Origin of the sequence: Rhizobium sp. CG5 (assembly GCF_023701945.1) — a bacterium.
In the GTDB taxonomy this organism is placed as follows: domain Bacteria; phylum Pseudomonadota; class Alphaproteobacteria; order Rhizobiales; family Rhizobiaceae; genus Allorhizobium.
Genome location: NZ_JABAEF010000013.1, coordinates 117,616 through 142,369 on the forward strand (window position 1 = coordinate 117,616; position 24,754 = coordinate 142,369).

Genomic DNA, 24,754 nt, shown 5'->3' on the forward strand with positions numbered 1-24,754 from the left:
ACTTTCGGGCGACATGCTTTAGGACTGAAGAGCGGCCGCCAACAGCAGGGCGCCCATCAGGATCACCAGCAGGGCGCCGGCGATTTCGAGCCCTGTGGCCACCCGTCGCGCAGTCGGCGAGCCCGGTCCGGACAGGCGCACGGCGATGTCCTTGGCTGTCACCGCGACGGCGGCGAGCGCTGAGACGGTGATCGCCGTTCCGACCGCCATGGCAAAGACCGACAGAACGCCACCCAGATAAAGCCCGTTCAGCAGTGCGAAGGTCATGACCAGCAGCGCGCCGGAACAGGGCCTGAGACCGACGGCGATGACCGCTGACCAGGCTTCGCGCAGCTTGAAATCCTGTGCACCCAGCAGTTTTGGGTCCGGCAGATGGGTTATGCCGCAGTCCGGGCAGGGGGAGCCGGGCGACAGGGCTTCGTGATCATGGCTGATCGCCACGGCCTGAAAGGTGAGGCCTGTCGTGCCCGTCCTGGCCAAGCCGGGGGTGGCATTGTCGAACAGGCCGGCGCTCACCGGCATGCGGCCCATCGCCAGACGGCGGGGGGGCGCCAAACCTTTGAGCTTTTTCACCAGCAGCCAGACGCCGAAGGCGATGATCAGGCCAAAACTGGCGATCTCCATCGCCTGGGTGGCATCGGTCATGGAAATCGACGTGCCGCGCAACAGGAGATAGGCGAAGCCTACCAGCGCAATGGCAACGACGCCCTGCAGCATGGCGGAGACGAAGGAAATGAGAATGCCGCGCTTCAGTTCCGTTTCGTTGGCGATCATGTAGGAGGAGATCACCGCCTTGCCATGGCCAGGGCCTGCGGCATGGAAGACGCCATAGGCAAAGGACAGGCCGATCAGGGTGGCGAGATGGGCGGGATTGTCGCGCATGGCTTTGAGCGCGCCGGTCAGGGCACGGTAGAAGGCCTGTTGGTTGGTGTTGATCCAGGCAAGCACTCCGCCGAACGGACCGGTAACCTGGAAGGATGGCTCGGCCGTGCCGATGCCAAGCGGCGAGGCGGCATGGGCAAGAGTGGCGGACAATCCCAGCAGAAGGCCGAGAGCGGCGAGACGGGTGATCCTGCCAACGGTCAGCATGTCAGTTCCAGCCGTGTGGCAAACAGCTTGCCCTTGTCGGTGCCGGCCGGATCGTTGAAGAAGGCTTCGGTGAGGTTCGACTGGTTCTGGGCAATCACCTCGTCGGGATCGGGCCGCACCACCTTGTGCTTGCAGGACTTGAAGCCGTCGCCTTCGACGGCCATGGCCTCGTCGGTCGAAAAATCGATCGCGGTATAAAGCGTCGGGTCATGCACGCCGAAGCTTAAGTTGCCTTTGATGGCCAGCGGCTTTTCCGGCTTGATGGTGAAGAAGACCAGAAGCTGGTTGTCCTTGAAGTCGACGTTGAACGTGTCGGGCTTGCCGACCGGAACGGCGGCGCCATTGCTGGTGATGAAGGTGAAATAACCGTAGTCGCCGAGCGATTCGCGGATCGTCTTGGCGATTTCCTGCAACTCGTCGTGATCGAGCTTCAGGTCGGTATTGGTGTCGAAATCCATCAGCACGCTGGAGGAGAAGATATCATCGAAGCGCCAGACATTGCGCAGTTCCGAGACATTGCCATCCGTGCCGGCGATCACTTCGAGCCGGGCTTCGGCAAAGATGTGCGGATGGGCGCTTGCCGACAGGGGCGTGAGCGCCAGCAAACCGGCCAGGAGGATAGAGGATCGTCTGGTCATGTGCCGTGCTTTGCCCGTTTTGACTGGGCCTTTGCATTGCCGAAAAATGGGACGGAAATACGACCCATCGGCCTTCGCTCAGGCATTGCGCCGAAACCAGCCATACAGAAAATCGACCAGTACGCGCACCTTGGCCGGCAGGTAGCGGCGATGGGGATAGATCGCATAGATGCCGCGATTGGCCGGCAGATAGTCGTCGAACAACGAGATCAACGCACCGCTGTCGAGATGCGGCTTGACGATGAAGTCCGGGATGATGGCGACACCCAGGCCCGTCAGGGCGGCACGCAGTGTGGCCTGCGGACTGTTGACTTCGATCGGGCCGGTGACGGCGACGGAAATCGCGCCGCCGTCCGGCTCGAAGAAGCGCACCGAATTGTGGTTGCGGGAATTGGTGTCGACCAGGAACGGCACCTTGGAGAGGTCCTGCGGGTGGGTGAGGGGGCCATATTGTTCCAGGAAGGCCGGCGTGGCGCAGGCATAGACGCGGAAATCGGACAGCTTGCGGGCGATCATGCCGGAATCGTCCAGCTTGGTGATGCGGATGGCGAGGTCGAAGCCTTCTTCGATCAGGTCGACGAATCGATCTTCCGCGACGATCTCCAGCGCCAGATCCGGGTTCTCCTTGGCGAAATCGATCAGCGACTGGCCGACGTCGGCATCGATGAAGGTGCGTGGCACGGTGATCTTCAGCTTGCCCTTGAGATCGGCATTGTTCTCGCGCACCAGGTCGGCAAGGTTGTCGATCTCTTTGAGGATGTCGGCGGCGGTGCGGTAATAGGTGTGGCCCGCCTCGGTCATCGAGAACTGCCGCGTGGTGCGGTTCAGCAGCAGGGCGCCCAGTTCGTCTTCCAGTTCGCGCACATATTTCGACAGCAGCGCCTTGGAGCGGCCGGTCTTGCGAGCGGCGGCGGAAAAGCCTTCAGCGTCGACCACGTCGATGAATGCTCTAATCCGTGTCAGGGTATCCATCAGGCGTCTCCTCGCAGGCTGTCTCCATATACTGAACAGTTCGCCTAACTCGTTCAATTGTTTTTGTGCCGGCTGATCAAAAAAACTCTTGATTATGACGCCGAATGTTCTTATCTCCCTCTCAGCCCAAAGTCGCACGTGCCCGTGTGTGTCCGCCGACCCTCGAAATGGGATTTATCCCTAAGGTGAGGTCATCGGTAAGGTACCTGGAATTAACCCCTCCAGTCGCTATTCCGGCCAACCGGATAATGCGAGGACATACGAAGCAACGACGGTGCGGGCCTTTTTGTTCTCTCCCGGCTTTCCATCAGCTGGGGATTTTGAAGAGGCACACCATCATTGCCGGAAGTGCGGTCGGGTATCCCCTCCAATCCATGGCAGACAAAGCCGAACTGATTCCCCTGGCCGGGGAGCTGTTCATCATTTGCGCATCGAGCGCGTGTTGAGGATCCGGGGTCTCCACCGGCTGGTTCCTTGATCGCACGCCCGTATGCCCTTTGTCCTCCAGCTCGTGCTGGAGCTTGGAACACTAGGGAATTCGACCATGACCACTGCACGCATCCTCGACTTCATCAACACCCGACGTCCCGAAGGTCCTTGCCTTGTGGTCGACCTCGATGTTGTTCGCGAAAACTACGGCGCGTTTCGTCACGCTCTGCCGGACAGCGCGATCTATTATGCCGTGAAGGCCAACCCGGAGCCGCAGGTTCTGGCGCTGCTCGCCTCGCTCGGTTCGAACTTCGACTGCGCTTCGGTTGCCGAAATCCAGATGGCACTCGACGCCGGTGCGACGCCTGCCCGCATTTCCTTCGGCAACACCATCAAGAAGGAACGCGATATCGCGCGCGCCCATGCGCTCGGCATCAATCTCTATGCCGTCGACAGCCATGAGGAAGTCGAGAAGATCGCCCGTGCCGCTCCCGGCGCCCGTGTGTTCTGCCGCGTTCTCACCGATGGTGACGGCGCCGAATGGCCGCTCAGCCGCAAGTTCGGCTGCGTGCCGCAGATGGCCGTCGATGTGCTGGTCTATGCCCATCAGCTGGGCCTGGAAAGCTTCGGCGTGTCCTTCCATGTCGGCTCGCAGATGACCAAGGTCGATGCCTGGGATTCGGCGCTTGCCGATGCCAAGCGGGTCTTCGCGTCGCTGGCCAAGCAGGGCATCGTCTTGAAGATGGTCAACATGGGTGGCGGTTTCCCGACCAAGTACCTGCGCGACATTCCGTCCGCAGAAGCCTATGGTCAGGCCATTGCCGGCTCGCTGCGCAAGCATTTCGGCAACAACATTCCGCAGACCATCATCGAACCGGGCCGCGGCATGGTCGGCAATGCCGGCGTGATCAAGGCGGAAGTCGTGCTGATCTCGAAGAAGTCGGACAATGACGAGCATCGCTGGGTGTTTCTCGACATCGGCAAGTTCGGCGGTCTGGCCGAGACCATGGACGAAGCCATCCGCTATCCGATCCGCACGATCCGCGATGCCGATGCGATGGAACCCTGCGTTCTGGCCGGTCCGACCTGCGACAGCGCCGACGTGATGTACGAGAAGAACATGTATCCGCTGCCGGTCTCCCTGACGATCGGTGACGAGGTTCTGATCGAAGGCACCGGCGCCTACACGACCACCTATTCGGCGGTCGCCTTCAACGGTTTCGATCCGTTGAAGACCTATGTGATCTGAGGATTTCCCCGATCACCCGACGACCGCGCCGGATCCCCGGCGCGGCGTAATCCACCATTATTCGAAACACATCTTGCTACGGGAGGCCGCTATGGCCGCTGTTCTCGATACCGTGCGCGCTTTTTTCGTGCCGGCCGCCTTTGTCATCGATTCCGAAACGCCGGCTGACGTCGTGGCGCGCGAAGCGCTGCTTGACCGCGCCATGGGTGCTGATCGCCGTCAGAAGTCTTCCGAGCGCATTCGCCACGGTCGCGTGCCGGCCGATGGCCTGGCGCTGGTGGCGCGCGACCGCAAGGGCCATGTGATCGGCACAGTTCGCCTGTGGAATGTCGAGGCCGGCATCAGCCGCGATGGCAATGCCGTCGATGCGCTGCTGCTCGGTCCCCTTGCGGTCGACGGAAGCCATGGCGGCAAGGGTATCGGCTCGGCACTGATGCGCGCCGCCCTTGTGGAAGCCAAGAAGCGTGGCCATGGCGCCGTTCTGCTGGTCGGCGATGCCGCCTATTACGAGCGTTTCGGCTTCTTTGCCGAAAAGGCGCAGCACCTGGTCATGCCGGGTCCGTTTGCGCGGGCGCGCTTCCTGGCGCTGGAACTCAAGGCCGGCTGGCTTCAAGGCGTGGCCGGCATGGTGGTGGCCAGCGGCCGCAAGCTCGCCCAGGTGCCGCAGCGCAAGGCTGCCTGACAGCCAGCTCTCTCTCTCTCTCGATGATCGTCGAGGACGGTGGATCGCGATGGGTCCGCCGTCCTCTTTGCGTTGCCGATTCTCCGTGGACGGTGCCGAGGGCGGGCGTTGGTGTCGGATTGCGCCACAATTCGATTCGCCCCGGCATGCCGGTTTCGGCGCTTTGCACGCAATAAAGTTCCACAGGGCTGCCTTGGGCGGTTCGCAATTGAACTTCGTCAAACCTGAGCGTTGCGAAATTGTGACAATCCGAAGGCAAAGGCGTCCGAAGATGTCAAATGAGAAATATATTGATTTGCATCAAGTACTTGTCCGCGGCCCCGGCGATAGTTTCTCCCTGCGTTAAGCAAGAATTTGATCAGGAGAGACACATGACAAAGATTAGGACCGGGCGGGTCGCCGCCCTTGCCGCAACTGCCGCATTCGTGCTGCTGGGCCAGGCGGCCATGGCGGCGGATCTCGCGCCGGTCGTGGATGCTGCGCCGGAAGCCCAGTCGCTGGCACCGCAGAGCCCTTGGCAGATCCGCGTTCGTGGTCTTGGCGTGATCACCAATGACGAAGGTTCGGTCGATGGCGTTGCCGGCTCCGATCTGTCCTACAGCGACAGCGTCATCCCTGAGCTGGATATCTCCTATTATTTCACCGACAATATTGCCGCAGAACTCATTCTCGGCACAACCTATGCCAATATCGACGGTGAGGGCACCCTTGCGGCACTCGGCAAGATCGGCAAGACCTGGGTTCTACCGCCGACGCTGACCCTGCAGTATCACTTCACCGATTTCGGCGCCTTCAAGCCCTATGTCGGCGCGGGCGTGAACTACACCATATTCTACAACCAGTCGGGCTCTGCCGCTTCGGATCTCAATGTCGAGGACACGTTCGGCGGCGCCCTGCAGGTCGGCTTCGACTACATGATCAACGACCATTGGGGCGTCAACTTCGACGTCAAGAAGCTGTTCCTCGAAGCCGATTACGAGACGACGATCGGCGGCACGAAATATACCGGCAAGGCCAAGCTCGATCCCTGGCTGATCGGCACCGGTATCACCTACCGCTTCTAGTCCTTGCGCACACCGCGCATAGCAACGGCCGCTTTCGGGTGGCCGTTTTCGTTATTGGAGGTCATGCTTGTGGGCGAGAAAGCCAGCCTTGCACCAGATTCGGCACATATAAGGCAATACCCATACTCGACATCGCGAGGATCGTTGCGTGAACATGACCGCCAGTGCTGCCGTTTCCTTGGAAATCATTGCTTTCCGGCTCAATGACCAATCCTTCTGCGTCAAGACGCGCTCGATCCGCGAGATTCGCGGCTGGGCGCCGGTGACCCCCATACCGCACGCGCCCTACGAGGTGCTGGGGGTGATCAACCTGCGCGGCACGGTGATCCCGATCATCGATCTTGCCGTCAAGCTCGGCATGCAGGGCACCGAGGCCTCCGAGCGAAGCGCCATCATCGTCACCGACGTCAACAATATGACGCTCGGCCTTTTGGTCGAAGGCGTGTCGGATATCTTGACCGTTCCCGCCGAAAGCCTGCAACCCGTACCCCAGAGCGCCGGTCAGGCCGCCAAGTTTTCCGAAGGCATTCTGGCCCATCAGGATACGATGATCTGCTTCCTCAATCTGGAAGAACTGTTCGCCGCAAGCCTCAATATCGCCAGCGGTGGCGGTGGTGGCGGCGCCGGTGCAGGCTGGGAAGAATTCTGAACGAACGGCAGCAAGCCGCAGACGATGCAAAAAAAGGGCGGCCCGAAGGCCGCCATTTTGCGTTGTGCTGTCGTGATGTGCCGGCGGCGCGATACCGCCCGCCCTCGGCTATGCCGCGATATCGACGATGCCGCAGTCGCCGGCTTCCGAGGCAAAGGCCATCAGCTTGCCGGTAGCGCTCCAGGCCAGCGAGGTGATGGCGCCCTTGCCGGGCCGGCGCAGCAGCGCCTCCTTGCCGTCGGCAATCCGCACCGCCAGGATCATGCCGTCGATGAAGCCGATCGCCAGCACTTCCTCGACGGGATGGAAGGCAACCTGGCTGACCATGATATTGGACCGGGTTCCCAGTTCGAGCGGTGCCTTGCCCATCGGGCCGTCCTTGCCGGAAAACGGCCAGACGATGGCGGCCGGCGCGCCGGAGGAGGCAAGCCACTTGCCCTTGATCGACCAGGACAGCGACTTCACCTTGGCCGGATAGCCGGTCATGCGCATATGGCGGCTTTCGGAGGCTTTGCTGTCAAGCTTCCAGCCATGCAGGGCATTTTCCTGCATGGTGGTGACGACGAAGCGGCCGTCCGGCGAGAAGGTGACGCCGGTATGGGCGCCCTTCCATTCCAGATCGACCGGCGCGCCCGATGTGCCGACCCAATGCAGCGTCACGCCATTGTAGCGGGCGGCCGCGACACGCAGGCCTTTTGGCGCGAAGTCGAGACCTTCGACCGTGCGTTCCTCGCTGAATTCCTTGACCGTGCCGTCCGCCAGCCGCACGTAGATCGTCTTGCCGATGGCATAGGCCACGGCGCCCTGCGGGCCGCTGGCGACCACGGAAATCCACTTGCGCGGCACATGGGCCAGTTCGCTCACCGTGCCGTCATGGGCGATACGCTTGACCTTGCCGTCTTCGCCGCCGGTCAGCAGGGTCTGGTTGGCGGCGTCCTTGACGCAGGTCAGCAGACCCTGATACAGTTCCGTCACCTTCTCGCCGCCATCGAGGCGGTGGATGGTGCCGGCGGAGGTGGCAAAAACCGGGATATCGCCGAGAAAACTGGCCGTCAGCACATGGCCTTCAAGATCAAGCGGAGCAACCGTCGGCATCAGGCAGCGGCCTCGCAGGCGTGGAAGCTCTTTTCCAGCTTTTCACGATCGAGATCGCGACCGATGAACACCAGTCGGCTTTCATGCTTCTCGCCATCCTTCCAGGCGCGCTGGTGGTCGCCTTCGATGATCATGTGCACGCCCTGCACGACATAGCGTTCCGCGTCGCCCTTGAAGGCGATGATGCCTTTGAGCCGCAGGATGTTCGGGCCTTGCGTCTGCGTTACCTTCTGAATCCAGGGGAAAAAACGATCCGGGTTCATCTCGCCGCCGCGCAGCGACACCGAGACGACGGTGACGTCGTGGATCGCCGAGGGTGCGTGATCGTGCTGATCATGGCCGTGCGCATGATCGTGGTCATGGTGGTGATGATCATGATGGTCATGACCATGGTCGTGATGATCGTGCCCGTGGTCATGGCCGCAATCGGGGCCGCAGACGTGGTCCGGGTCGTCATGGTCGAGGAAATGCGGATCGTTTTCAAGGGCCCGCTCCAGGTTGAAGGCGCCTTGGTTCAGGACCTTGCTCAGATCGACGCCCGAACGGGTTGTCGTATAAATGCGGGCCGAAGGGTTGATGGCGCGCACGATGTCCTGGATGTGGTGCAGTTCGGCGTGGCTGACGAGGTCCACCTTGTTGATCACCACGACGTCGGCGAAGGCGATCTGGTCTTCAGCCTCGCGGCTGTCCTTCAGGCGCAGCGGCAGGTGCTTGGCGTCGACCAGCGCCACGACGGCGTCGAGTTCGGTCTTGGCGCGCACATCGTCGTCCATGAAAAAGGTCTGGGCGACCGGCACCGGATCGGCAAGGCCTGTGGTTTCGACGATGATGCCGTCGAAGCGGTCGGGGCGGCGCATCAGGCCTTCGACGACGCGGATCAGGTCGCCGCGCACCGTGCAGCAGACGCAGCCATTGTTCATCTCATAGATTTCTTCGTCCGATTCGACGATCAGGTCGTTGTCGATGCCGATCTCGCCGAATTCGTTGACGATGACAGCATATTTCTTGCCGTGGTTTTCCGACAGGATGCGGTTCAGCAGCGTCGTCTTGCCGGCGCCGAGATAGCCGGTCAGAACGGTCACGGGAATAGGCTTGATGGCAGCAGTTTCGGTCATGGAAACCCTCGATCGATGGAATGGGCGGCGACGCGCCCTGTTATGGTATTACCTCCATATAGGCGTAGCCGCGCTTGAGTTCAAAGGGTTTTGTTGGGCGATGCCGATCACGCAGTCAGAGCGTATATTACGTCCGTTCGGGCAAAGTCATCTCCGACATAGAGAAGCGGGCAGGCCAGCATCTCGGCTAGCGCATAGGCAAAGCAGTCACCAAAATTCAGGCTGGCGGGATGAATGCCCTTGCCCCAGCGGGCATAGGCGGAGGCAGCGCGGGACGCAAATTCTTCGGTCACGTCGATGGAGGTGAAGGGAAAGCGCTCGATCAGTTTGGTCAGGCCCGGCAGGCAGCCCTTGCGGCCTGCGACGATCAATGTTTCCGTCAGCGTCGCAGCCGAGATGAAAATCTGTGTGTCGGATTTCTCCAGAATGGCCTGACACGCAGCAGCCGCGCTTTCGTTGGTCACGATCGCGATCAAGGCCGAGGTGTCGATGACGATCATCCTGGCAGACCGTCCTCGTCATACAGGAAGTCCTGGCTTCGAGCGGCCGGCGGTCCGCCCGGTTTCGTGGGCGGAGCCATGGCTCGCACCTCTTCAATGATTGCCCGCCGTTGCTCTGTCGTCAGTGACGGTCGAACGGCGACTATGCGCGCAATCTGTTTGCCGCGACGGGTCACGATGACCTCCTCGCCGGCTTCGGCTCGGTGCAGAAGATCCGCCAGATTGGCTTTTGCTTCAGTGATGGAAACCTGCATCGCAACGCTCCTGTCGACACTCGTAGGATATCGTCTCAGGCCGATTGTTTCAATTGCCTTGCAGAGCGCTCATATCAAACCGATCGACATCCCGCAGCAGATCGATGATGCCCTTCACCGCATGGGCGATGAGGCTTTCGCCTTTTTCGACGGTCGCCGCCGCCGCATTGCCGGCCACGCCGTCGGGGTTGAGGTCCGACATCTTCCAGCCGAAGGCATGCGGCCCATAGGCGCGCAGATACTTGAACTTGGCGGCGAATTCGGACTGCCGGGAGGAGAAATCGGCGGCCTTGTCCCTATCGACCTTGTCCGGATGCAAGGCCAGCATGACAGAGGTCTCGATATCGCCGCCATGGATGTCGACCGCCTTGTCGCTCGGGCTGATCCAGCCGTCCGGCTGGCCGAACCGGGTCCAGCTTGTAGCGACCGCCAGCATGCCAAAACGCACCCGGGCTTCGGTCGCGACAATCGTCATCAGCGGCGCATTGCCGCCATGGGCGTTGAGCATCACGAATTTGCGGATGCCCTGGCGCGACAGGGTCTCGGCAATGCCGAGCCAGCGAAACACCGCTTCGTCGAAGGCGAGCGTGCGCGTGCCGGCCACGTCCATATGCTCGATCGAATAGCCGATCGGCTCTGCCGGCAGGAAGGTTGCCGGCAGGTCGGCGGGCAGGGCGGCAATCAGCCTTTGCACCAGGCCTGCGGCAATCAGCGTGTCGGTGTTGAAGGGCAGATGCGGCCCGTGCTGCTCATGGGCGCCGAGCGGCAGGACGGCAATCCAGTTCGCCCGGACGGCCGCCATCAGATGCGGATCGTTTTGCGAAAAATGCGGGTCGGGGCGGTGCATTGGCAGTCTATTTCCCATTCTCGACATTGCTTTTAAGGCGGTATAAACGTTAGCCGGCATAGGAATAGCCGAGCATGCGCCGCGGGTGGCACAGGGGGGGAAGATGGCGAAAAAAGACAAGGGCGACAAGAAAAACAAGTCGGGTAAGAAAAAAGAGGCAGACGAGGTCTCGCTGTCCGGTCTTGGTGCTGCCATTACCCAGGCGGCGCGCAGCATGCGCACCCTGCAGTCGCGCAGCCTGTCGGCCAGCGGGCTTTATGCGGGCCAGGACGGTGTCATTCTTCTCCTGTCGGCGGAAGACGGCCAGACGCCCGGTGCGCTGGCCCAACAGCTTGGCGTCAAGGCGCCGACCATGACCCGCACCATCGGCCGCATGGAGGCGCAGGGTTTCCTGGAACGCCGCGCCGATGATCGGGATGCCCGGCTCACCAAAGTGTACCTGACGGAGACCGGCCGCAGTTCTTCCGAGCGCATCGAAGCGGCGACGGCCGATTGCGATCGCCATGCGGCGCGCGGCATGTCGGGCAAGGAAGTGAAGACGCTGTTGCGTCTGCTGGCGACCATGGAGGCCAATCTGCAGTCGAGTGATCCGTAATGGCACGCGGAGGCGGAGCGCCGGCGCACTGAATTTCCAACGAAAAAGGCAATTGCGAAACGGGATTAAATTGTTTAATTAAAATGTTTAATCGAGCTTGCGCGTTAAGGTTGGCGCCAGGTCCTGGTTGATCTGCCGAGTGGGAGGACACGTGGCACAGAAAATCAAGCTGTCGACGATCGCCGAGAGCCTCGGCCTGTCCACCGCCACCATATCGCTGGCCCTGCGCGACAGTCCGCTGGTGGCAACCGACACGCGCGAGAAGATCAAGGAACAGGCGCGCTTCCTCGGCTATATCTACAACCGCCGCGCCGCCAGTCTCAGAACGTCGCGCTCCGGCATTATCGGCGTCGTGGTTCATGACATCATGAACCCGTTCTACGGCGAAATCCTCAAGGCCATCGAAAGCGAACTTGATCGCAGCCGCCAGACCTTCATCCTGTCGAACCATTATGATTCCGTCGAAAAGCAGCGGATGTTCATCGAAACCCTGCTGCAACTCGGCGGTGACGGCGTGATCATGTCGCCGGCCATCGGCACGCCGCCGGAAGATGTCATGCTGGCCGAGGAAAACGGCATGCCGGCCATCCTTGTGGCGCGCTCCATGGACGGGGTCGACCTGCCGACCTATCGCGGCGATGACAGCTACGGCATCTCGCTGGCCACCAATCACCTGATCGGCCTTGGCCACCGCACCATCGCCATGATCGGCGGCACCGACCAGACCTCGACCGGCCGCGACCGCTACCAGGGCTATGTCAACGCGCTGCGCAAGGCCGGCATCGAGGTGGATCCCGAGCTTCGCATTCCAGGCCCGCGCACCAAGCAGGGCGGCTTCGAGGCCGCGGTGAATTTCCTGTCGCTGCCGCAAAAGCCGACGGCTGCGGTCTGCTGGAACGATCTGGTCGCCATCGGCCTGATGAACGGCATTTCCCGGGCCGGCCTGACGCCAGGCCGGGATATTTCGGTGACGGGCTATGACGATCTGGAAGAGGCCTCGATCGCCACGCCATCGCTGACGACGGTGTGGAATGGCCAGGCCGAGGTGGGACGGCTTGCGGCCCGTGCTCTTCTGGATAAGCTGGCCGGCAGTCACGAGCCCGACGGCATCCACCTGATCAAGCCGGAAATGCGGATCCGGCAATCGACCGGACCCATCAAGCGTTAGGAGAGACCATGAGCCAGCAAAAGCCCGCCATTCTCGTGCCGGGCAAGATACACTCGCGCGTCCTTGACCGGCTGCAGGCCGAGTTCGATATCCTGACGGCGCCGCAAGGTGCTCCGCTGGCGCTTGACGAGGCGGATGCGACGCGGGTGCGCGGCATTGCGGTTGGCGGATCGGTTCCGGCTTCCTGGATGGAACGGCTGCCCAATCTGGAAATCATCGCCAGTTTCGGGGTCGGCTATGACGGCGTGGATGTCGGCGCTGCCGCCAGCCGTGGCATCATTGTGACCAATACACCCGATGTGCTCGACGACGAAGTGGCCGACACCACCATTGCTCTGCTGATCAACACGATCCGGCAATTGCCGCAGGCCGAAACCTACCTACGGGAAGGGCGCTGGGCCAGCAGCGGGCCATTCCCGCTCTCGCCGCTGTCGCTGCGCGGCCGCCATGTCGGCCTTTTTGGCCTCGGGCGCATCGGCGGCGAGATCGCCAAGCGGCTGGAGCCGTTCAAGGTCAAGATCAGCTATCACACCCGCCGGCCGAAGGCCGATTGCCCCTATGGCTATCACGCCTCGCTGCTGGACCTGGCGGCGGCGGTCGATACGCTGATCTGCATCGTGCCGAAGACCGCCGAGACCCATAAGGCGATCGATGCGTCGGTGCTGAAGGCGCTTGGGGCCAATGGCGTGCTGATCAATGTCGGCCGCGGCTGGAGCGTCGATGAGGACGCGCTGATCGCCGCTTTGCAGGACGGCACGATCGCTGCCGCAGGGCTCGATGTGTTTCAGGAGGAGCCGGAAGTGCCACAGGCGCTGATCGACCTGCCGAACGCCTCGCTTCTGCCGCATGTGGCCTCGGCGTCGGTGCCGACGCGCAGTGCCATGGCAGATCTGGTGGCCGACAATCTGATCAGCTGGTTCGGCAAGGGCACGGTGCTGACGCCGGTTCCGGAAACGCCGCAGAAAAGGTAGTTTTGGCTAAGCGCGGTCGCCTGCATAGGCGCGCACCGCATCGCCAAAGGCTTCGAACAGGGCGCGCGACGGGGCATCCGTCTCTGCCCAATATTCCGGGTGCCATTGCACGCCGATGGCAAAACCCTTGGCGTCGATCACCGAGACCGCCTCGATGGTGCCGTCTTCGGCAACGGCTTCGACCTGCAGGCGGGGCGCTGTCTTGGAGATCGCCTGGCGGTGCAGGGAGTTCACCATGACCTCGCCGGTGCCGATATAGCGGGCGATGCAGGATCCCTTGGCGACGATGACGTTCTGGCGGACCGCGAAGGCCGTGTCGCGGTCGACATCGGCCGGCTTGCGATGGTCCCAGACACCAGGCTGTTCCTGGATCTCGCTGGCCAGCGTACCACCCAGCGCCACGTTCAACTCCTGAATGCCCCGGCAGATGGCGAGCAGCGGAATGCCGCGCTCCAGCGCCCGTCTGATCAGCGGCAGGGTGGTGGCGTCGCGGGCGGGATCGAAGGGGCCGTCGCTGTCGCGGGCTTGCTGGCCGTAGAGTGAGGGATGGACGTTCGTCGCCGAGCCCGAGACCAGCAGCCCGTCGACCCGGTCGAGAATGGCGTCGGTGTCGTTGCCGGCCTCGAAGGCGGGGATGATGAAGGACATGACATCGGCCACATTCAGGGCGGCGCGGACATACTGATTTTGCGCGGCATGCCAGATCGTTCCGTCGAATTCTCTGATATCGGCGGGAATGGCGATGATCGGCTTGGGCATGGAAGGCTCCGGAATGTTCGTCTCTGATGGCTTTGTGCCGCCAGTTTCCGGGGCAAGTCAACGGATAATCGCGTCGGCAATGCCCCTGCGATCGAGGCTATCGCCGCGGCGTGAAAGTATCCTGCACAGCACGGATCCGCGGACTCTGGCCAATGTTCAAGTCCTTCGCGGCATTAGTCAAAAGAATATCGGCAGAATGCTTGAAACGCTTTGGACAAAATGGTTAGCTCGCCAGCATTGCTGCTGGGAGGAGGCCGCAAGGAACTTGTTGGCAGAGCAAACCATGTTGGGAGGTCAATGCATGGATCGTCGTTCATTTATTAAAAACGCAGGTGTCGCCAGTGCTGGTGTCGCCGCGTCCACGGTGCTGGCAGCCCCTGCCATCGCGCAGACAAATCCGAAAATCACCTGGCGTCTGACGTCGTCGTTTCCCAAATCCCTCGACACGATCTTTGGCGGCGCGGAAGACGTCGCGGCCCGTGTCGCAGCGGCCACGGACGGCAATTTCACCATCCAGACCTTTGCCGCCGGCGAAATCGTTCCCGGCCTGCAGGCCGCCGATGCCGTCAGCGCCGGCACGGTCGAGATGTGCCATACCTGCTCCTACTATTATGTCGGCAAGGATCCGACGTTTGCGATCGGCACGGCCATTCCCTTCGGCCTCAACGCCCGCCTGACCAATTCGTGGTTCTATAACGGCAACGGCAATACGCTGCTCAACGAGTTCTATGCCAAGCACAATCTCTACGGCATGATCTCCGGCAATACCGGGGCGCAGATGGGCGGCTGGTTCCGCAAGGAAATCAACACCGTCGACGACATCAAGGGCGTCAAGATGCGCATTGCGGGTCTGGCCGGCAAGGTCATCGAGAAGCTCGGCGGCGTTCCGCAGCAGATCGCCGGCGGCGATATCTATCCGGCGCTGGAAAAGGGCACGATCGATGCCGCCGAATGGGTCGGCCCCTATGACGACCACAAGCTCGGCTTCTACAAGGTGGCCAAGTATTACTACTATCCGGCCTTCTGGGAAGGCGGTCCGGTCATCCATTCCTTCGTCAATCTCGACAAGTGGAACAGCCTGCCGAAGAGCTACCAGGCCGTTCTGCAGGATGCCTGCTCGTTCGCCAATACCAATATGATGGCGAAATACGATTCCAAGAACCCGACGGCGATCAAGCAACTGGTCGGCGAAGGCACGATCCTGCGGCCGTTCAGCCAGGAAATTCTCGAAGCCTGCTACAATGCCGCCCTCGAAGTCTATGCCGAGATTTCGGCGACCAATGCCGACTTCAAGAAGATCTATGAAGATCAGGTGGCCTTCAAGCGCGAAGGCTATCTGTGGATGCAGCTGTCGGAATACACGTTCGACACCTTCATGATGATCCAGCAGCGCAACGGCAAGCTTTAAGCTTCTCCTGCCTCGTTTGATGCGAAAGCCTCGGGATCATCGTCCCGAGGCTTTTTGTCATGTGGAGATCCAGCGCTAGTTGAACTTCGGCGGCTGGCTGAGATCCATGCCGGGGGCAGGGGCGGTCGGAGCCTGACCGTTTCCACCCAAAGGCGGCAGGCCGAGGCCGTTGCCGGTATTGCCGAAGCCCGGAATTTCGATCTTGATCGTACTCGGATCGATCTTTGGCCCTTTATCCAGCCACATGGTGACCGAGGCCGGCCAGAAGATGACGATGGCGACGAGGATCAGCTGCATGCCGAGCCACGGGATCGCACCCATATAGATATCCGAGGTTTTTACCGAGCGCGGCGCGATGCTGCGCAGGTAAAACAGCGCGAAGCCGAAGGGCGGATGCATGAAGCTCGTCTGCATGTTGATGCAGATCAGCACGCCGAACCAGATGAGGTCGATGCCCAGCGATTCCGCGACCGGCGCCAGCATCGGGATGACGATGAAGGCGATCTCGAAGAAATCGAGAAAGAAGGCCAGGAAGAAGATGAAGATGTTGACGAAGATCAGGAAGCCGACGGCACCGCCTGGAACATGAGACAACAGGTGTTCGATCCACAGGCCGCCATCCATGCCCTGGAAGACGAGGCTGAAGCAGGTGGCTCCCACCAGGATGAAGACCACCATCGAGGTGATCTGCATGGTCGAATGCATGCCCTGGCGTACAAGGTCCCAGGTCAGGCGACCGTGCATGGCGGCCAGCACCATGGCGCCGACGACGCCAAGCGCGCCGGCTTCCGTCGGGGTCGCCAGACCCATGAAGATCGTTCCCAACACGAGAAAGATCAGCACGATCGAGGGGATCATGCCCCACAGCACCTTCATCACCAGGGCGGCATTCAGTTCGCCGCGGGCTTCGGGGGGCAGGGCCGGCAGGTCCTTCGGCCGGAAGATCGACATGGCCAGGATGAACAGCATGAAGATCACGACCTGGAGGATCGAGGGGCCGATCGCACCGAGATACATGTCGCCGACCGAACGGCCGAGCTGGTCGGCCAGAACGATCAGGACGAGCGACGGCGGAATGACCTGCGTGATCGTTCCGGATGCGGCGATGACGCCGGTCGCCAGACGCGGATTGTAGCCGTATTTCAGCATGATCGGCAGCGAAATCACGCCCATGGTGATGACCGAGGCGGCGACCGTGCCGGTGATGGCGCCGAGGATGGCGCCCACCAGGATGACCGCATAGGCAAGGCCGCCGGGAATGGCGCCGAACAGTTTGCCGGTGCCTTCCAGAAGGTCTTCCGCCAGTCCGCACCGCTCGAGGATCGCCCCCATGAAGGTGAAGAACGGAATGGACAGCAGAAGGTCGTTGGAGACGATCCCGAAAATGCGCAGCGGCAGCGCCTGGAGGAAGGCGAATTCGAAATGTCCGGTCAATATGCCGAGCAGGCCGAACAGCAGACCGACGGCCGAAAGCGAAAAGGCAACCGGGAATCCGTAGAGCATGAAAACGATCATGCCCAAGAACATCAGTGGCGGCATAATGCCAAATTGAAACATCTGCGGCTCCCCCCGGGGATCAGTTCGTTATTATTGAAGTGGTTTTTCGTAGGTCGTATCGACCTGGAGGATGCCGAGAAGACCGGCGATGCGCTTGACCAGTTCGGACAGGCCTTGCAGGACGAGAAGCGCAAAGCCGGCAAAAATGATGAACTTGACGGGCCAACGGATCAGGCCGCCGGAATTGGACGACATCTCCCCCTGGCGCAGCGACAGTTCGAAGACCGGCCAGGACAGCCAGGCGAGATAGGCACAGGCCGGCAACAGCAGGAACGTAATGCCGATCACATCGATCCACAGGCGCGCCCGATCAGAGACGGAACCATAGATCAGGTCGACCCGAACATGTTCGTTCATCCTCAGCGTATGCGAGGCTCCCAGAAGGACGATGAAGGCGAACAGATACCACTGGATCTCAAGCCAGCCATTCGAGCTGTAATTGAACGTGTACCGAATTAACGCATTGCCAGCGCTGATCAGGCAGCAAAACAGAACCAGATATCCCGCAACGCGACCGACAAGTTCGCTGACCTTGTCGATCATCCCGCTTATCGCCAAGAGCAATCCCATGTTTTTCTCCCCTAGACTTGGCTTTGTGCATAGAACATGCGCCGATCCCGTGCAACCGGCGTCGTAAAAGCTCCAAGCCCATGAAACCCCATAGGTCATAGGACTTTCGTCGCGCCTGGCCGCGAGCGCCTGCTGGGTCGACGACCGTGCCTGCGAGTCGGCTTGTCCAAGGGCGGGCGGAAGGCAGGGGCGGGTGGCTGGCGGGCGACGCGCACGCCTGCATTGCATTTCCCCTAAACGATTGGGATTCCGCTATTTTAACGGGTTTTTCGAGAGAAAATTTGATGCCGGATTGTAAAGACCTGCTTACAAAAAGCGTAAAATCCCTTAGATTCGGATAGCAAATTTTAAAACGTTCTATCCTACTGTCCGGCCTGAAACAGGAGACGACAGATGAAGGCTCGCGCCGCGAACACTGTGCCGACCGATGTCTATCTGTCGTTTGTGAGTTCGCTCTTTGGTAATCGCCAGACGTTGTTTACCGGTATGGTTGTCCATATCGTGACGTATCTTGCTGTCTATGCCAAGTCCTCCGAGATTTTTTATCTGTATCTGACTGGCGTCTTTGCGGTTATTTGCGTTTTCCGCATCTTTTGGTTCATCCGTTTCGACCAGGTGGACAAGGCGAGCCTGACCCGCGAGCAGATCGCCGGGTGGGAGAACATCTATCTCTATGGTGGCGTGTCGACCACCAGCATCCTGGGGATCGGCAGCGGTTACGCGATCTATGTGCTGCAGGATCCCTTTTCGGAACTGGTCTGCATTGCCGTGACCATGGCCTCGATGGTCTCCGTCGTCGGGCGCAATTTTGGCTCGCGCAAGGCCGTCAATCTGCAGACCATCACCGCCAGCCTGCCGATCATGGTCGGCTGCCTGATGCTCGGCGACTTCTACATGGTCGTACTGTCGGCAATGCTCGTGCCGTTTGTGCTGACGACTCGCAAGATGGCCAATGGCGTCCGCGAGTTTCTCTACAAGAACGTCATCGCGACCCGCGAGATCGGCCTGATCGCCGACAGTTTCGACACGGCGCTGAACAATATGACCCACGGGCTGCTGATGCTCGATCCGCAGAACCGGATTCAGGTCATCAATCGCAAGGCCTGCGAACTGCTGCATCTGGGCGAGCGCACCCGGCTGAAGAATTGCGATATCGACGTGGTGCTGCGCTACGGCGTGCGGCACACCTTCGTTGACGGGTCGATGCCGGCGCTGATCCAGAAGCAATTGACGCAGATGATCGACGGATCGATCTCGCGGGCCGTCATGCAGTTTTCCGATGACCTGATTCTGGAGTTTTCCGCCAATCGCCGCCCCGAGGGCGGTGTGGTGCTGATCTTCGAGGATGTGACGGCACGGGCACGGGCCGAGCGCAAGATCCTGCAAATGGTGCGCTTCGATGCGTTGACCGGCCTGCCGCATCGCAATTATTTCGCGGAACTGGTCAAGGACCGCATCGATCAGAGGGTGGGCAAAGGCCCGGTCGGATTCCTCGTCCTTGACGTCAACGATTTCAAGCATGTCAACGACATGAAGGGCCATCTGACGGGCGATCGCCTGCTTTTGGCCATTGCCAACCGACTGGCGGCAGCGGCCGGAAGCGATGTGCTGACCGGGCATCTGGTCGGCGACCAGTTCGTGCTGTTCCTGGCGAATGCTCCGGATGCGGATGAACTGGAGGCCCGCATGCGCGCCATCCACGCACAGGCGGCCGGAGACTACGAGGTCGACGGTTCGACCTTCCGGGTCACCTTCTCGGCCGGCGGCGTGATAATGCTCGACGAAGACCTGCGCATGGACGAATGGCAGATCAAGGTCGATCTGGCGCTGTTCGAATCCAAGTCGCGCGGCAAGGGCGCCTTTACATTGTTCGCGGAAGAGATGGATGCCCGCTATATCGAGCGCCAGCGCCTGAAGACCGACCTGCGGGCTGCGGTCGAATCGCAGTCCCTCACGGCCGTCTATCAGCCGATGTTCACGCCGGACGGCTCCAGGGTCGAATGCTGCGAGGCTCTGTCGCGCTGGACTCACCCCGAGAAGGGCGCCATTCCGCCGAATGTCTTCATCCAGATCGCCGAAGAGATGGGCATCGTCTCCGACATTACCCGCTTCATGATCCGGCAGGCCTGCCGCGATTGCATGACCTGGCCGGAGCATATTGCCGTATCGGTCAACCTGTCGGTGCACGACCTGCGTGACGGGGCAATTGCCGACACGATCATGGAAGCGCTGGCGGAAACCGGCCTGCCGGCGTCCCGGCTGCATCTGGAAGTGACCGAAAGCAGCCTGATGGAAGAATTGGCTGCCGTGCGCACACTGCTGGAAATGTTGCGCGCCAAGGGCATCACCATTGCCATCGATGATTTCGGAACAGGCTTCTCAAGCCTCAGCTATCTCGACACCCTGCCGATCGACGTGGTGAAGATCGACCGCTCCTTCGTGCGCAATATTGGCGAGGACGCGCGCCGGCTCAAGCTGTTGCGCGGTATCGTCAACCTGTCGCGACAGCTCGATCTGGAGATCGTCGTCGAGGGCGTCGAGACCGAAGACCAGCTGGCACTGATCAACAAGTACAATTGCGGCGACCTGATCCAGGGTTACCTGTTCTCGATGCCGGTGGCCCCCGGGAAGATCCAGGGCCTGAGCGAGCAGGCCGAAAAGCGCCCGCAGCAGCACCGCGGGCCGCGCGTCGCCTGACATCTGTCCTCTCGCTAAGACAAGCTGACGCCGAAGGGCGACTGCCAGCAGGCGCGTCTATGGGCGCGCTTGCCAGGTTCGCCAGGGCGTTATGCTTAACAGGCAGGCCTGTGGTTCCGTCAAAGACATCCTCCTAAATCATGAGGGATTCTCATTTTCTGAGGATCAAAAGCTCAAGAACCCCTTCAAACTATGGCTTTTTAGCAATTCCTTTTTCTTTTGTTAACCTTAATACAAAGTAATTGAGGCAAAAAGGCCAGTTTTTTGATGCCACCAGATTAACCAAATGGTAATCATGTTTTTACATTTTTAACGGTTTTGATGAGTGGTTGTATGAGTGATTTTAAGCCTGCTACCGAGAGTTTTACCGATAAGATGATGGAGGTCTTGAATCACGTCGAATACCGGCGGATCGAGAGCAGCGAAGATATGGAGGATGTGGCGCGCATCCGCTACAAGGCCTACAAGATGGCCGACATTCTGCCGCTGACCGGCTCCAGGCTGGTGGACGACATTGATTTCGACCCGCAGGCCTATATCTTCGGTGTCTATTACGACGAACGCCTGATCAGCACGGTGCGCATGCACCACGTCACCCCCGATCATCGGGTCAGTTCGACCCGCGATATCTTTCCCGCCGAAATCGATGCCTTCCTGGATGCCGGCCTGTCGCTGATCGATCCCGTGCGGTTTGCCGCGGATCCGGAAGTGATGAAGGACATGCCGGCCATTCCGTATCTGACGCTGAGAATCGCCATCATGGCGGCGGCCTATTTCGATACCGATCGCGTGCTGCAACTGGTCAGCCCGCAGCATGCGCCATTCTACAAGCGGGTGTTCTATGCCCAGACCATCGTTCCGCCCCAGAAGAACTGCGGAAAGTACAATATCGACCTGACGCTGATGGCGACCAATACCCGCGAAGTCGGCCGGAAACTTCTGACCCGCTTTCCGTTTTTCGTGTCGCAGCCCTGCGAGCGGCGGATGATGTTTTCCCGTTCGCTGGAAACCAGCATGCCGCCGCTGACCATCCTGCCAACCGCCCGGTTCGTGCCGAGCGGCAGCCTGGGCGTCGATCTGCCATTGTGATGGATTGCGCTTCGGCGATGCTTTGTGTATGGCAATTTCAAGGGAAGGTGCTCCATCCGGTGCCTTGCCCGCGGGTTTTCACCATCGCTGCGGCTTGACTGCGGCCGGCTCCAGGGGAATCGAAACTATGAGCGAACATCACACGGGTCCTGTCGAAACGGGCGCATCGATGGACTACGCATCGCACGAGAAGACCTATGACTCTTTCATCGCTGCGTTCAAATACGGCACGGCCATCATGGTCGCGCTGATGATCGCCATGGCGGCGGGCTTTTTCGGCGGCGCCGGTTTCCTCGGTGGCGTGCTGGTCTTCATCGTGCTGAGCGTCGCCGGCGTCTTCATGCTGCGCTAAGCGGCTCAGACACAGCCGTCCTACATTCTTGCCTATCCCAGGCGTATCGGAAGTTTCAGCTTCCGATACGCTTTTTGTTGTCTGTCGTGGCCCGCTCTAAAACCGTCAGTGCCGCCCATGAAAAATGCCGGCCCCCGAGGGTGCCGGCATCGTGGATGTCGCAGACTTTCGGCCTTTTGGCGTCAGCCGCGGGTACGCGCCAGGCCAGCCTGGGCCGGGATATATTTGGGGTCGAGACCGAGCGCGTGCGAATAGGATTTTGCAGCGCGTGCCTTGTCGCCGCGGCGCTCATAGATCAGCGCCTGATTGGCCCAGGATTCGGCAACCTTGCCGTCCAGTTCGATGGCGTGGTTGAAATCGGCAAACGCGTTTTCGTCGTCGTTCAGCGCGACATAGGACACGCCGCGGCCGTTATAGGGCTCCGGTGAGCTCGGCGACAGCGAGATCGCCTTGGAGAAATCGTCGATCGCCTTGTCGTGCTGGCCGCGCAACTGGTAGATCAGACCGCGGTTGTGGAAGGCGCGACCGTCGGTGGTGTCGAGCTGGATGGCGCGGTTGAAGTCGCCGAAGGCTTCGTCGATGCGGCCGGCCTGGCGGTAGACATTGCCGCGGCCGATATAGGCGACATCGTAATTCGGATTGAGCTTCAGGGCCGCATTGTAGTCGGCGGCGGCTTCGACCGGCTTGCCCATGTTGCGATAGACGAGACCGCGATTGGCATAGGCCTGGTAGAACCGCGGGTTCAGCTCCAGGGCACGGTTGAAATCGGCCAGCGCACGGCTGAATTCGCCAGCGCGGCCATAGGCCGAGCCGCGCACGTTATAGCCTTCCGGATCCTGCGGATTGCTGTTGATTACCGAAGACAGCGACGCGATGTTTTCTTCCGAGCCTTGCGCCCGATCGACCCTGATCATGTCGTCCGTCTGGTTGGTCGACTGGCAGCCTGCCAAAGTCAGCGCGCCGAGGATCATGATCACTGAGGCCACTGAGCGCGTGCGGTTTGCCAGGAGCGAACGGGCGGGGAAGGGTCGAGACAAAGCGATCGTGTCAGCCATTATGCGGCAAGCTTTCCGTTCTGCATGCAGAGCCTCGAACAGGCCTGATGCTGATCATTATAACTGGAAGGGCGGCGGCGAACCAGTCGCCCCCGCCCCCTAACATCGGAAAACGTCTAAATAGCGACCGATTAACGGGCGCCAGCTGCAGGACGAGGTGCAGGTGCTGCGATTAGGCCTTCGCGCTGCATGCGCTTGCGGGCCAGCTTGCGAACCCGGCGAACGGCTTCGGCCTTTTCGCGGGCGCGCTTCTCGGACGGCTTCTCGTAGAAGTCGCGCATCTTCATTTCGCGGAAGATACCTTCGCGCTGCATCTTCTTCTTCAAAGCGCGAAGCGCCTGGTCAACGTTGTTGTCGCGGACAAGTACCTGCACGTCTATCCCGTTCCTTTGGTTTCGTGTTGTTGATCCGCACCAATGCTGCCATCAGCGGAACAAAGTAAAACATCCGCCGGAACGCATTCCCGGCGATTTTGGCGCGAAATAACAGATCACGATTTTAAAGTCCAGATGCCTGGGGCTGTTTGCTGCGGAAAAATGCACGATTTGCCGCGGAAAATGCAAGCTCAGGGCGCTTATTTGCGCCGTGTCGAAAGATGGGCGTCAATGCGTCGCAAAACGAACTGTGCGTCGCAACTTGATTTGCGAGGTGTATGGTCCTACCCAATTGCCTGAACCATAGGAGTTTGAGGCGAATGCGCAAATATTCCGTTTTTGCCGTGGCGCGCGAAGCGCTGCGTGGCCACAAAGGCTGGGACGCCCAGTGGACCTCGCCGGAGCCGCGGCAAGCCTATGACGTGATCATCATCGGGGCCGGTGGTCATGGCCTGGGGGCGGCCTATTACCTGGCCAAGGAACACGGCATCACCAATGTGGCGGTGATCGAACGCGGTTGGCTTGGCGGCGGCAATACCGGCCGCAACACGACGATCATCCGCTCCAACTATCTCTACGAAGAGAGCATGGACATCTACGAGCATTCGCTGAAGCTCTGGGAGGGTCTCAGCCAGGATCTCAACTACAATGTCATGTACTCGCCGCGCGGCGTGCTGATGCTGTCGCACAATGTGCATGACCAGCAGTCGTTCAAGCGCCATGTGAATGCCAACAATCTCTATGGCATCGACAATGAATGGATGACGCCGGAGCAGGCCAAGGCCTTCTGTCCGCCGCTCGACATCTCGAAGTCGGCCCGCTACCCGATCAACGGTGCAGCGCTGCAGCGGCGTGGCGGTACCGCCCGTCACGATGCAGTGGCCTGGGGTTATGCCCGCGCCGCGTCCGATCGCGGCGTGCACATCATCCAGAACACCGAAGTGACCGGCATCCGCCGCGGTCCCGGTGGCGAAGTGATCGGCGTCGAGACATCGCGCGGTTTCATCGGCGCCAAGAAGGTCGGCGTGTCGGCGGCGGGCCATTCCTCCGTGGTCATGCAGATGGCCGGCGTGCGCGTTCCGCTGCATTCGACGCCGCTGCAGGCGCTGGTCTCCGAGCCGATGAAGCCGATTTTCCCCTGCGTGGTGATGTCCAACACGGTGCATGCCTATATCTCGCAGTCGGACAAAGGCGAGTTCGTCATCGGCGCCGGCACCGACCAGTACAATTCCTATTCGCAGACCGGCGGTCTGCAGATCATCACCCATACGCTGGATGCGATCTGCGAGCTGTTCCCGATGTTCCGCCGCGTCAAGATGATGCGCCAGTGGGGCGGCATTACCGACAACACGCCGGACCGCTCGGCGATCCAGAGCGTCACGCCGGTGCCGAACCTGTTCGTCAATTGCGGCTGGGGCACCGGCGGCTTCAAGGCGACGCCCGGTTCGGCCAATCTGTTTGCCCATCTGATCGCACGCGGCGAGCCACATAGGCTGGCGGCCGGCCTGACGCTCGACCGTTTCCGCACCGGCCGTCTGATCGACGAAGCGGCTGCGGCCGCTGTGGCACATTGATT

Annotated in this window: 25 protein-coding genes; 12 read left to right on the forward strand and 13 right to left on the reverse strand. The window is 60.8% G+C overall.

Annotated features, from left to right (window positions below; translation table 11 throughout):
• Nucleotides 1-18: 18 nt before the first annotated feature.
• From HGO38_RS20560 to HGO38_RS20570, 3 genes are all read right to left on the reverse strand, one after another.
• On the reverse strand, nucleotides 19-1,089 hold the full coding sequence (locus HGO38_RS20560) for a nickel/cobalt transporter (protein WP_250957772.1): 1,071 nt from the start codon (nucleotides 1,087-1,089) through the stop codon (nucleotides 19-21).
• On the reverse strand, nucleotides 1,083-1,727 hold the full coding sequence (locus HGO38_RS20565) for a DUF1007 family protein (protein ID WP_250957773.1): 645 nt from the start codon (nucleotides 1,725-1,727) through the stop codon (nucleotides 1,083-1,085). The genes HGO38_RS20560 and HGO38_RS20565 overlap by 7 nt, the downstream gene beginning before the upstream one ends.
• 78 nt (nucleotides 1,728-1,805) lie before the next feature.
• Nucleotides 1,806-2,699, reverse strand: a complete 894-nt coding sequence (locus tag HGO38_RS20570; RefSeq protein WP_250957774.1) for a LysR family transcriptional regulator — start codon at nucleotides 2,697-2,699, stop codon at nucleotides 1,806-1,808.
• Nucleotides 2,700-3,243: 544 nt separating this feature from the next.
• On the opposite strand from HGO38_RS20570, the gene odc2 reads away from it, so the two are divergent.
• The 4 genes from odc2 (at nucleotide 3,244) to HGO38_RS20590 (ending at nucleotide 6,772) form a co-directional block, all read left to right on the forward strand.
• Nucleotides 3,244-4,377 carry an ornithine/lysine decarboxylase gene (odc2, locus tag HGO38_RS20575; RefSeq protein ID WP_250957775.1) on the forward strand — a complete coding sequence of 378 codons (1,134 nt, stop codon included), beginning with the start codon at nucleotides 3,244-3,246 and terminating at the stop codon, nucleotides 4,375-4,377.
• A gap of 91 nt (nucleotides 4,378-4,468) precedes the next feature.
• Entirely contained in the window at nucleotides 4,469-5,059 is a 591-nt protein-coding gene (locus HGO38_RS20580) for a GNAT family N-acetyltransferase (RefSeq protein WP_250957776.1), read from the forward strand.
• A gap of 371 nt (nucleotides 5,060-5,430) precedes the next feature.
• Entirely contained in the window at nucleotides 5,431-6,123 is a 693-nt protein-coding gene (locus tag HGO38_RS20585) for an OmpW/AlkL family protein (protein WP_250957777.1), read from the forward strand.
• A gap of 154 nt (nucleotides 6,124-6,277) precedes the next feature.
• Nucleotides 6,278-6,772, forward strand: a complete 495-nt coding sequence (locus tag HGO38_RS20590; RefSeq protein ID WP_250957836.1) for a chemotaxis protein CheW — start codon at nucleotides 6,278-6,280, stop codon at nucleotides 6,770-6,772.
• A 108-nt stretch (nucleotides 6,773-6,880) separates the two neighbouring features.
• Here the strand turns inward: HGO38_RS20590 and HGO38_RS20595 are convergent, their stop codons facing one another.
• The 5 genes from HGO38_RS20595 to HGO38_RS20615 form a co-directional block, all read right to left on the reverse strand.
• Nucleotides 6,881-7,867 (reverse strand): WD40 repeat domain-containing protein, encoded by a 987-nt coding sequence (locus HGO38_RS20595; protein WP_250957778.1) that lies wholly within the window; start codon nucleotides 7,865-7,867, stop codon nucleotides 6,881-6,883.
• Complete coding sequence (locus HGO38_RS20600) at nucleotides 7,867-8,982, reverse strand: CobW family GTP-binding protein (protein WP_250957779.1); 1,116 nt, start codon at nucleotides 8,980-8,982, stop codon at nucleotides 7,867-7,869. Before HGO38_RS20600 ends, HGO38_RS20595 begins: the two co-directional genes overlap by 1 nt.
• Nucleotides 8,983-9,089: 107 nt before the next feature.
• Nucleotides 9,090-9,482 (reverse strand): type II toxin-antitoxin system VapC family toxin, encoded by a 393-nt coding sequence (locus tag HGO38_RS20605; protein ID WP_250957780.1) that lies wholly within the window; start codon nucleotides 9,480-9,482, stop codon nucleotides 9,090-9,092.
• Nucleotides 9,479-9,736: a type II toxin-antitoxin system Phd/YefM family antitoxin gene (locus HGO38_RS20610; RefSeq protein WP_250957781.1), complete on the reverse strand. Its 258-nt coding sequence runs from the start codon at nucleotides 9,734-9,736 to the stop codon at nucleotides 9,479-9,481. The genes HGO38_RS20605 and HGO38_RS20610 overlap by 4 nt, the downstream gene beginning before the upstream one ends.
• A gap of 49 nt (nucleotides 9,737-9,785) precedes the next feature.
• Nucleotides 9,786-10,583: a creatininase family protein gene (locus tag HGO38_RS20615; protein ID WP_250957782.1), complete on the reverse strand. Its 798-nt coding sequence runs from the start codon at nucleotides 10,581-10,583 to the stop codon at nucleotides 9,786-9,788.
• A gap of 103 nt (nucleotides 10,584-10,686) precedes the next feature.
• Here HGO38_RS20615 and HGO38_RS20620 point away from each other — a divergent pair, with 103 nt between their 5' ends.
• The 3 genes from HGO38_RS20620 (at nucleotide 10,687) to HGO38_RS20630 (ending at nucleotide 13,317) form a co-directional block, all read left to right on the forward strand.
• Complete coding sequence (locus HGO38_RS20620) at nucleotides 10,687-11,178, forward strand: MarR family winged helix-turn-helix transcriptional regulator (protein ID WP_250957783.1); 492 nt, start codon at nucleotides 10,687-10,689, stop codon at nucleotides 11,176-11,178.
• 151 nt (nucleotides 11,179-11,329) lie between these two features.
• Complete coding sequence (locus HGO38_RS20625; protein WP_250957784.1) at nucleotides 11,330-12,346, forward strand: LacI family DNA-binding transcriptional regulator; 1,017 nt, start codon at nucleotides 11,330-11,332, stop codon at nucleotides 12,344-12,346.
• A gap of 8 nt (nucleotides 12,347-12,354) precedes the next feature.
• Nucleotides 12,355-13,317, forward strand: a complete 963-nt coding sequence (locus tag HGO38_RS20630; RefSeq protein WP_250957785.1) for a 2-hydroxyacid dehydrogenase — start codon at nucleotides 12,355-12,357, stop codon at nucleotides 13,315-13,317.
• 6 nt (nucleotides 13,318-13,323) lie between these two features.
• On the opposite strand, the gene HGO38_RS20635 is transcribed toward HGO38_RS20630, so the two are convergent.
• The gene (locus HGO38_RS20635) at nucleotides 13,324-14,076 is read right to left on the reverse strand and encodes a gamma-glutamyl-gamma-aminobutyrate hydrolase family protein (protein ID WP_250957786.1); all 753 of its coding nucleotides are present in this window, start codon (nucleotides 14,074-14,076) and stop codon (nucleotides 13,324-13,326) included.
• Between the two features lie 301 nt (nucleotides 14,077-14,377).
• Between HGO38_RS20635 and HGO38_RS20640 the strand changes: the two genes are divergently transcribed.
• Nucleotides 14,378-15,484 carry a TRAP transporter substrate-binding protein gene (locus HGO38_RS20640; protein WP_250957787.1) on the forward strand — a complete coding sequence of 369 codons (1,107 nt, stop codon included), beginning with the start codon at nucleotides 14,378-14,380 and terminating at the stop codon, nucleotides 15,482-15,484.
• Between the two features lie 75 nt (nucleotides 15,485-15,559).
• Here the strand turns inward: HGO38_RS20640 and HGO38_RS20645 are convergent, their stop codons facing one another.
• Together HGO38_RS20645 and HGO38_RS20650 are read right to left on the reverse strand one after the other, a co-directional pair.
• Complete coding sequence (locus tag HGO38_RS20645) at nucleotides 15,560-17,041, reverse strand: TRAP transporter large permease (RefSeq protein WP_250957788.1); 1,482 nt, start codon at nucleotides 17,039-17,041, stop codon at nucleotides 15,560-15,562.
• Between the two features lie 30 nt (nucleotides 17,042-17,071).
• Entirely contained in the window at nucleotides 17,072-17,611 is a 540-nt protein-coding gene (locus HGO38_RS20650; protein ID WP_250957789.1) for a TRAP transporter small permease subunit, read from the reverse strand.
• Nucleotides 17,612-18,004: 393 nt separating this feature from the next.
• Here HGO38_RS20650 and HGO38_RS20655 point away from each other — a divergent pair, with 393 nt between their 5' ends.
• From HGO38_RS20655 to HGO38_RS20665, 3 genes are all read left to right on the forward strand, one after another.
• The gene (locus HGO38_RS20655) at nucleotides 18,005-20,308 is read left to right on the forward strand and encodes a putative bifunctional diguanylate cyclase/phosphodiesterase (protein ID WP_250957790.1); all 2,304 of its coding nucleotides are present in this window, start codon (nucleotides 18,005-18,007) and stop codon (nucleotides 20,306-20,308) included.
• Nucleotides 20,309-20,641: 333 nt separating this feature from the next.
• Complete coding sequence (locus HGO38_RS20660; protein ID WP_250957791.1) at nucleotides 20,642-21,397, forward strand: N-acyl amino acid synthase FeeM domain-containing protein; 756 nt, start codon at nucleotides 20,642-20,644, stop codon at nucleotides 21,395-21,397.
• 127 nt (nucleotides 21,398-21,524) lie between these two features.
• Entirely contained in the window at nucleotides 21,525-21,749 is a 225-nt protein-coding gene (locus HGO38_RS20665; RefSeq protein WP_250957792.1) for an aa3-type cytochrome c oxidase subunit IV, read from the forward strand.
• A gap of 182 nt (nucleotides 21,750-21,931) precedes the next feature.
• Here HGO38_RS20665 and HGO38_RS20670 read toward each other — a convergent pair whose 3' ends face one another.
• Both HGO38_RS20670 and rpsU read right to left on the reverse strand, forming a co-directional pair.
• Nucleotides 21,932-22,804, reverse strand: a complete 873-nt coding sequence (locus tag HGO38_RS20670; RefSeq protein ID WP_502941606.1) for a tetratricopeptide repeat protein — start codon at nucleotides 22,802-22,804, stop codon at nucleotides 21,932-21,934.
• Between the two features lie 131 nt (nucleotides 22,805-22,935).
• A complete protein-coding gene (rpsU, locus tag HGO38_RS20675; RefSeq protein WP_250957793.1) occupies nucleotides 22,936-23,178 on the reverse strand; it encodes a 30S ribosomal protein S21 in 243 nt (80 codons plus the stop codon).
• Between the two features lie 320 nt (nucleotides 23,179-23,498).
• Here rpsU and HGO38_RS20680 point away from each other — a divergent pair, with 320 nt between their 5' ends.
• The gene (locus HGO38_RS20680) at nucleotides 23,499-24,752 is read left to right on the forward strand and encodes a sarcosine oxidase subunit beta family protein (protein ID WP_250957794.1); all 1,254 of its coding nucleotides are present in this window, start codon (nucleotides 23,499-23,501) and stop codon (nucleotides 24,750-24,752) included.
• The last annotated feature ends 2 nt before the right edge of the window (nucleotides 24,753-24,754 follow it).

Coding starts and splice junctions, on each gene's coding strand:
- HGO38_RS20560 (WP_250957772.1), bottom strand. CDS start 1,089: ATGCTGACCGTTGGCAGGATCACCCGTCTCGCCGCTCTCGGCCTTCTG.
- HGO38_RS20565 (WP_250957773.1), bottom strand. CDS start 1,727: ATGACCAGACGATCCTCTATCCTCCTGGCCGGTTTGCTGGCGCTCACG.
- HGO38_RS20570 (WP_250957774.1), bottom strand. CDS start 2,699: ATGGATACCCTGACACGGATTAGAGCATTCATCGACGTGGTCGACGCT.
- odc2 (WP_250957775.1), top strand. CDS start 3,244: ATGACCACTGCACGCATCCTCGACTTCATCAACACCCGACGTCCCGAA.
- HGO38_RS20580 (WP_250957776.1), top strand. CDS start 4,469: ATGGCCGCTGTTCTCGATACCGTGCGCGCTTTTTTCGTGCCGGCCGCC.
- HGO38_RS20585 (WP_250957777.1), top strand. CDS start 5,431: ATGACAAAGATTAGGACCGGGCGGGTCGCCGCCCTTGCCGCAACTGCC.
- HGO38_RS20590 (WP_250957836.1), top strand. CDS start 6,278: ATGACCGCCAGTGCTGCCGTTTCCTTGGAAATCATTGCTTTCCGGCTC.
- HGO38_RS20595 (WP_250957778.1), bottom strand. CDS start 7,867: ATGCCGACGGTTGCTCCGCTTGATCTTGAAGGCCATGTGCTGACGGCC.
- HGO38_RS20600 (WP_250957779.1), bottom strand. CDS start 8,982: ATGACCGAAACTGCTGCCATCAAGCCTATTCCCGTGACCGTTCTGACC.
- HGO38_RS20605 (WP_250957780.1), bottom strand. CDS start 9,482: ATGATCGTCATCGACACCTCGGCCTTGATCGCGATCGTGACCAACGAA.
- HGO38_RS20610 (WP_250957781.1), bottom strand. CDS start 9,736: ATGCAGGTTTCCATCACTGAAGCAAAAGCCAATCTGGCGGATCTTCTG.
- HGO38_RS20615 (WP_250957782.1), bottom strand. CDS start 10,583: ATGCACCGCCCCGACCCGCATTTTTCGCAAAACGATCCGCATCTGATG.
- HGO38_RS20620 (WP_250957783.1), top strand. CDS start 10,687: ATGGCGAAAAAAGACAAGGGCGACAAGAAAAACAAGTCGGGTAAGAAA.
- HGO38_RS20630 (WP_250957785.1), top strand. CDS start 12,355: ATGAGCCAGCAAAAGCCCGCCATTCTCGTGCCGGGCAAGATACACTCG.
- HGO38_RS20635 (WP_250957786.1), bottom strand. CDS start 14,076: ATGCCCAAGCCGATCATCGCCATTCCCGCCGATATCAGAGAATTCGAC.
- HGO38_RS20640 (WP_250957787.1), top strand. CDS start 14,378: ATGGATCGTCGTTCATTTATTAAAAACGCAGGTGTCGCCAGTGCTGGT.
- HGO38_RS20645 (WP_250957788.1), bottom strand. CDS start 17,041: ATGTTTCAATTTGGCATTATGCCGCCACTGATGTTCTTGGGCATGATC.
- HGO38_RS20650 (WP_250957789.1), bottom strand. CDS start 17,611: ATGGGATTGCTCTTGGCGATAAGCGGGATGATCGACAAGGTCAGCGAA.
- HGO38_RS20655 (WP_250957790.1), top strand. CDS start 18,005: ATGAAGGCTCGCGCCGCGAACACTGTGCCGACCGATGTCTATCTGTCG.
- HGO38_RS20660 (WP_250957791.1), top strand. CDS start 20,642: ATGAGTGATTTTAAGCCTGCTACCGAGAGTTTTACCGATAAGATGATG.
- HGO38_RS20665 (WP_250957792.1), top strand. CDS start 21,525: ATGAGCGAACATCACACGGGTCCTGTCGAAACGGGCGCATCGATGGAC.
- HGO38_RS20670 (WP_502941606.1), bottom strand. CDS start 22,804: ATGGCTGACACGATCGCTTTGTCTCGACCCTTCCCCGCCCGTTCGCTC.
- HGO38_RS20680 (WP_250957794.1), top strand. CDS start 23,499: ATGCGCAAATATTCCGTTTTTGCCGTGGCGCGCGAAGCGCTGCGTGGC.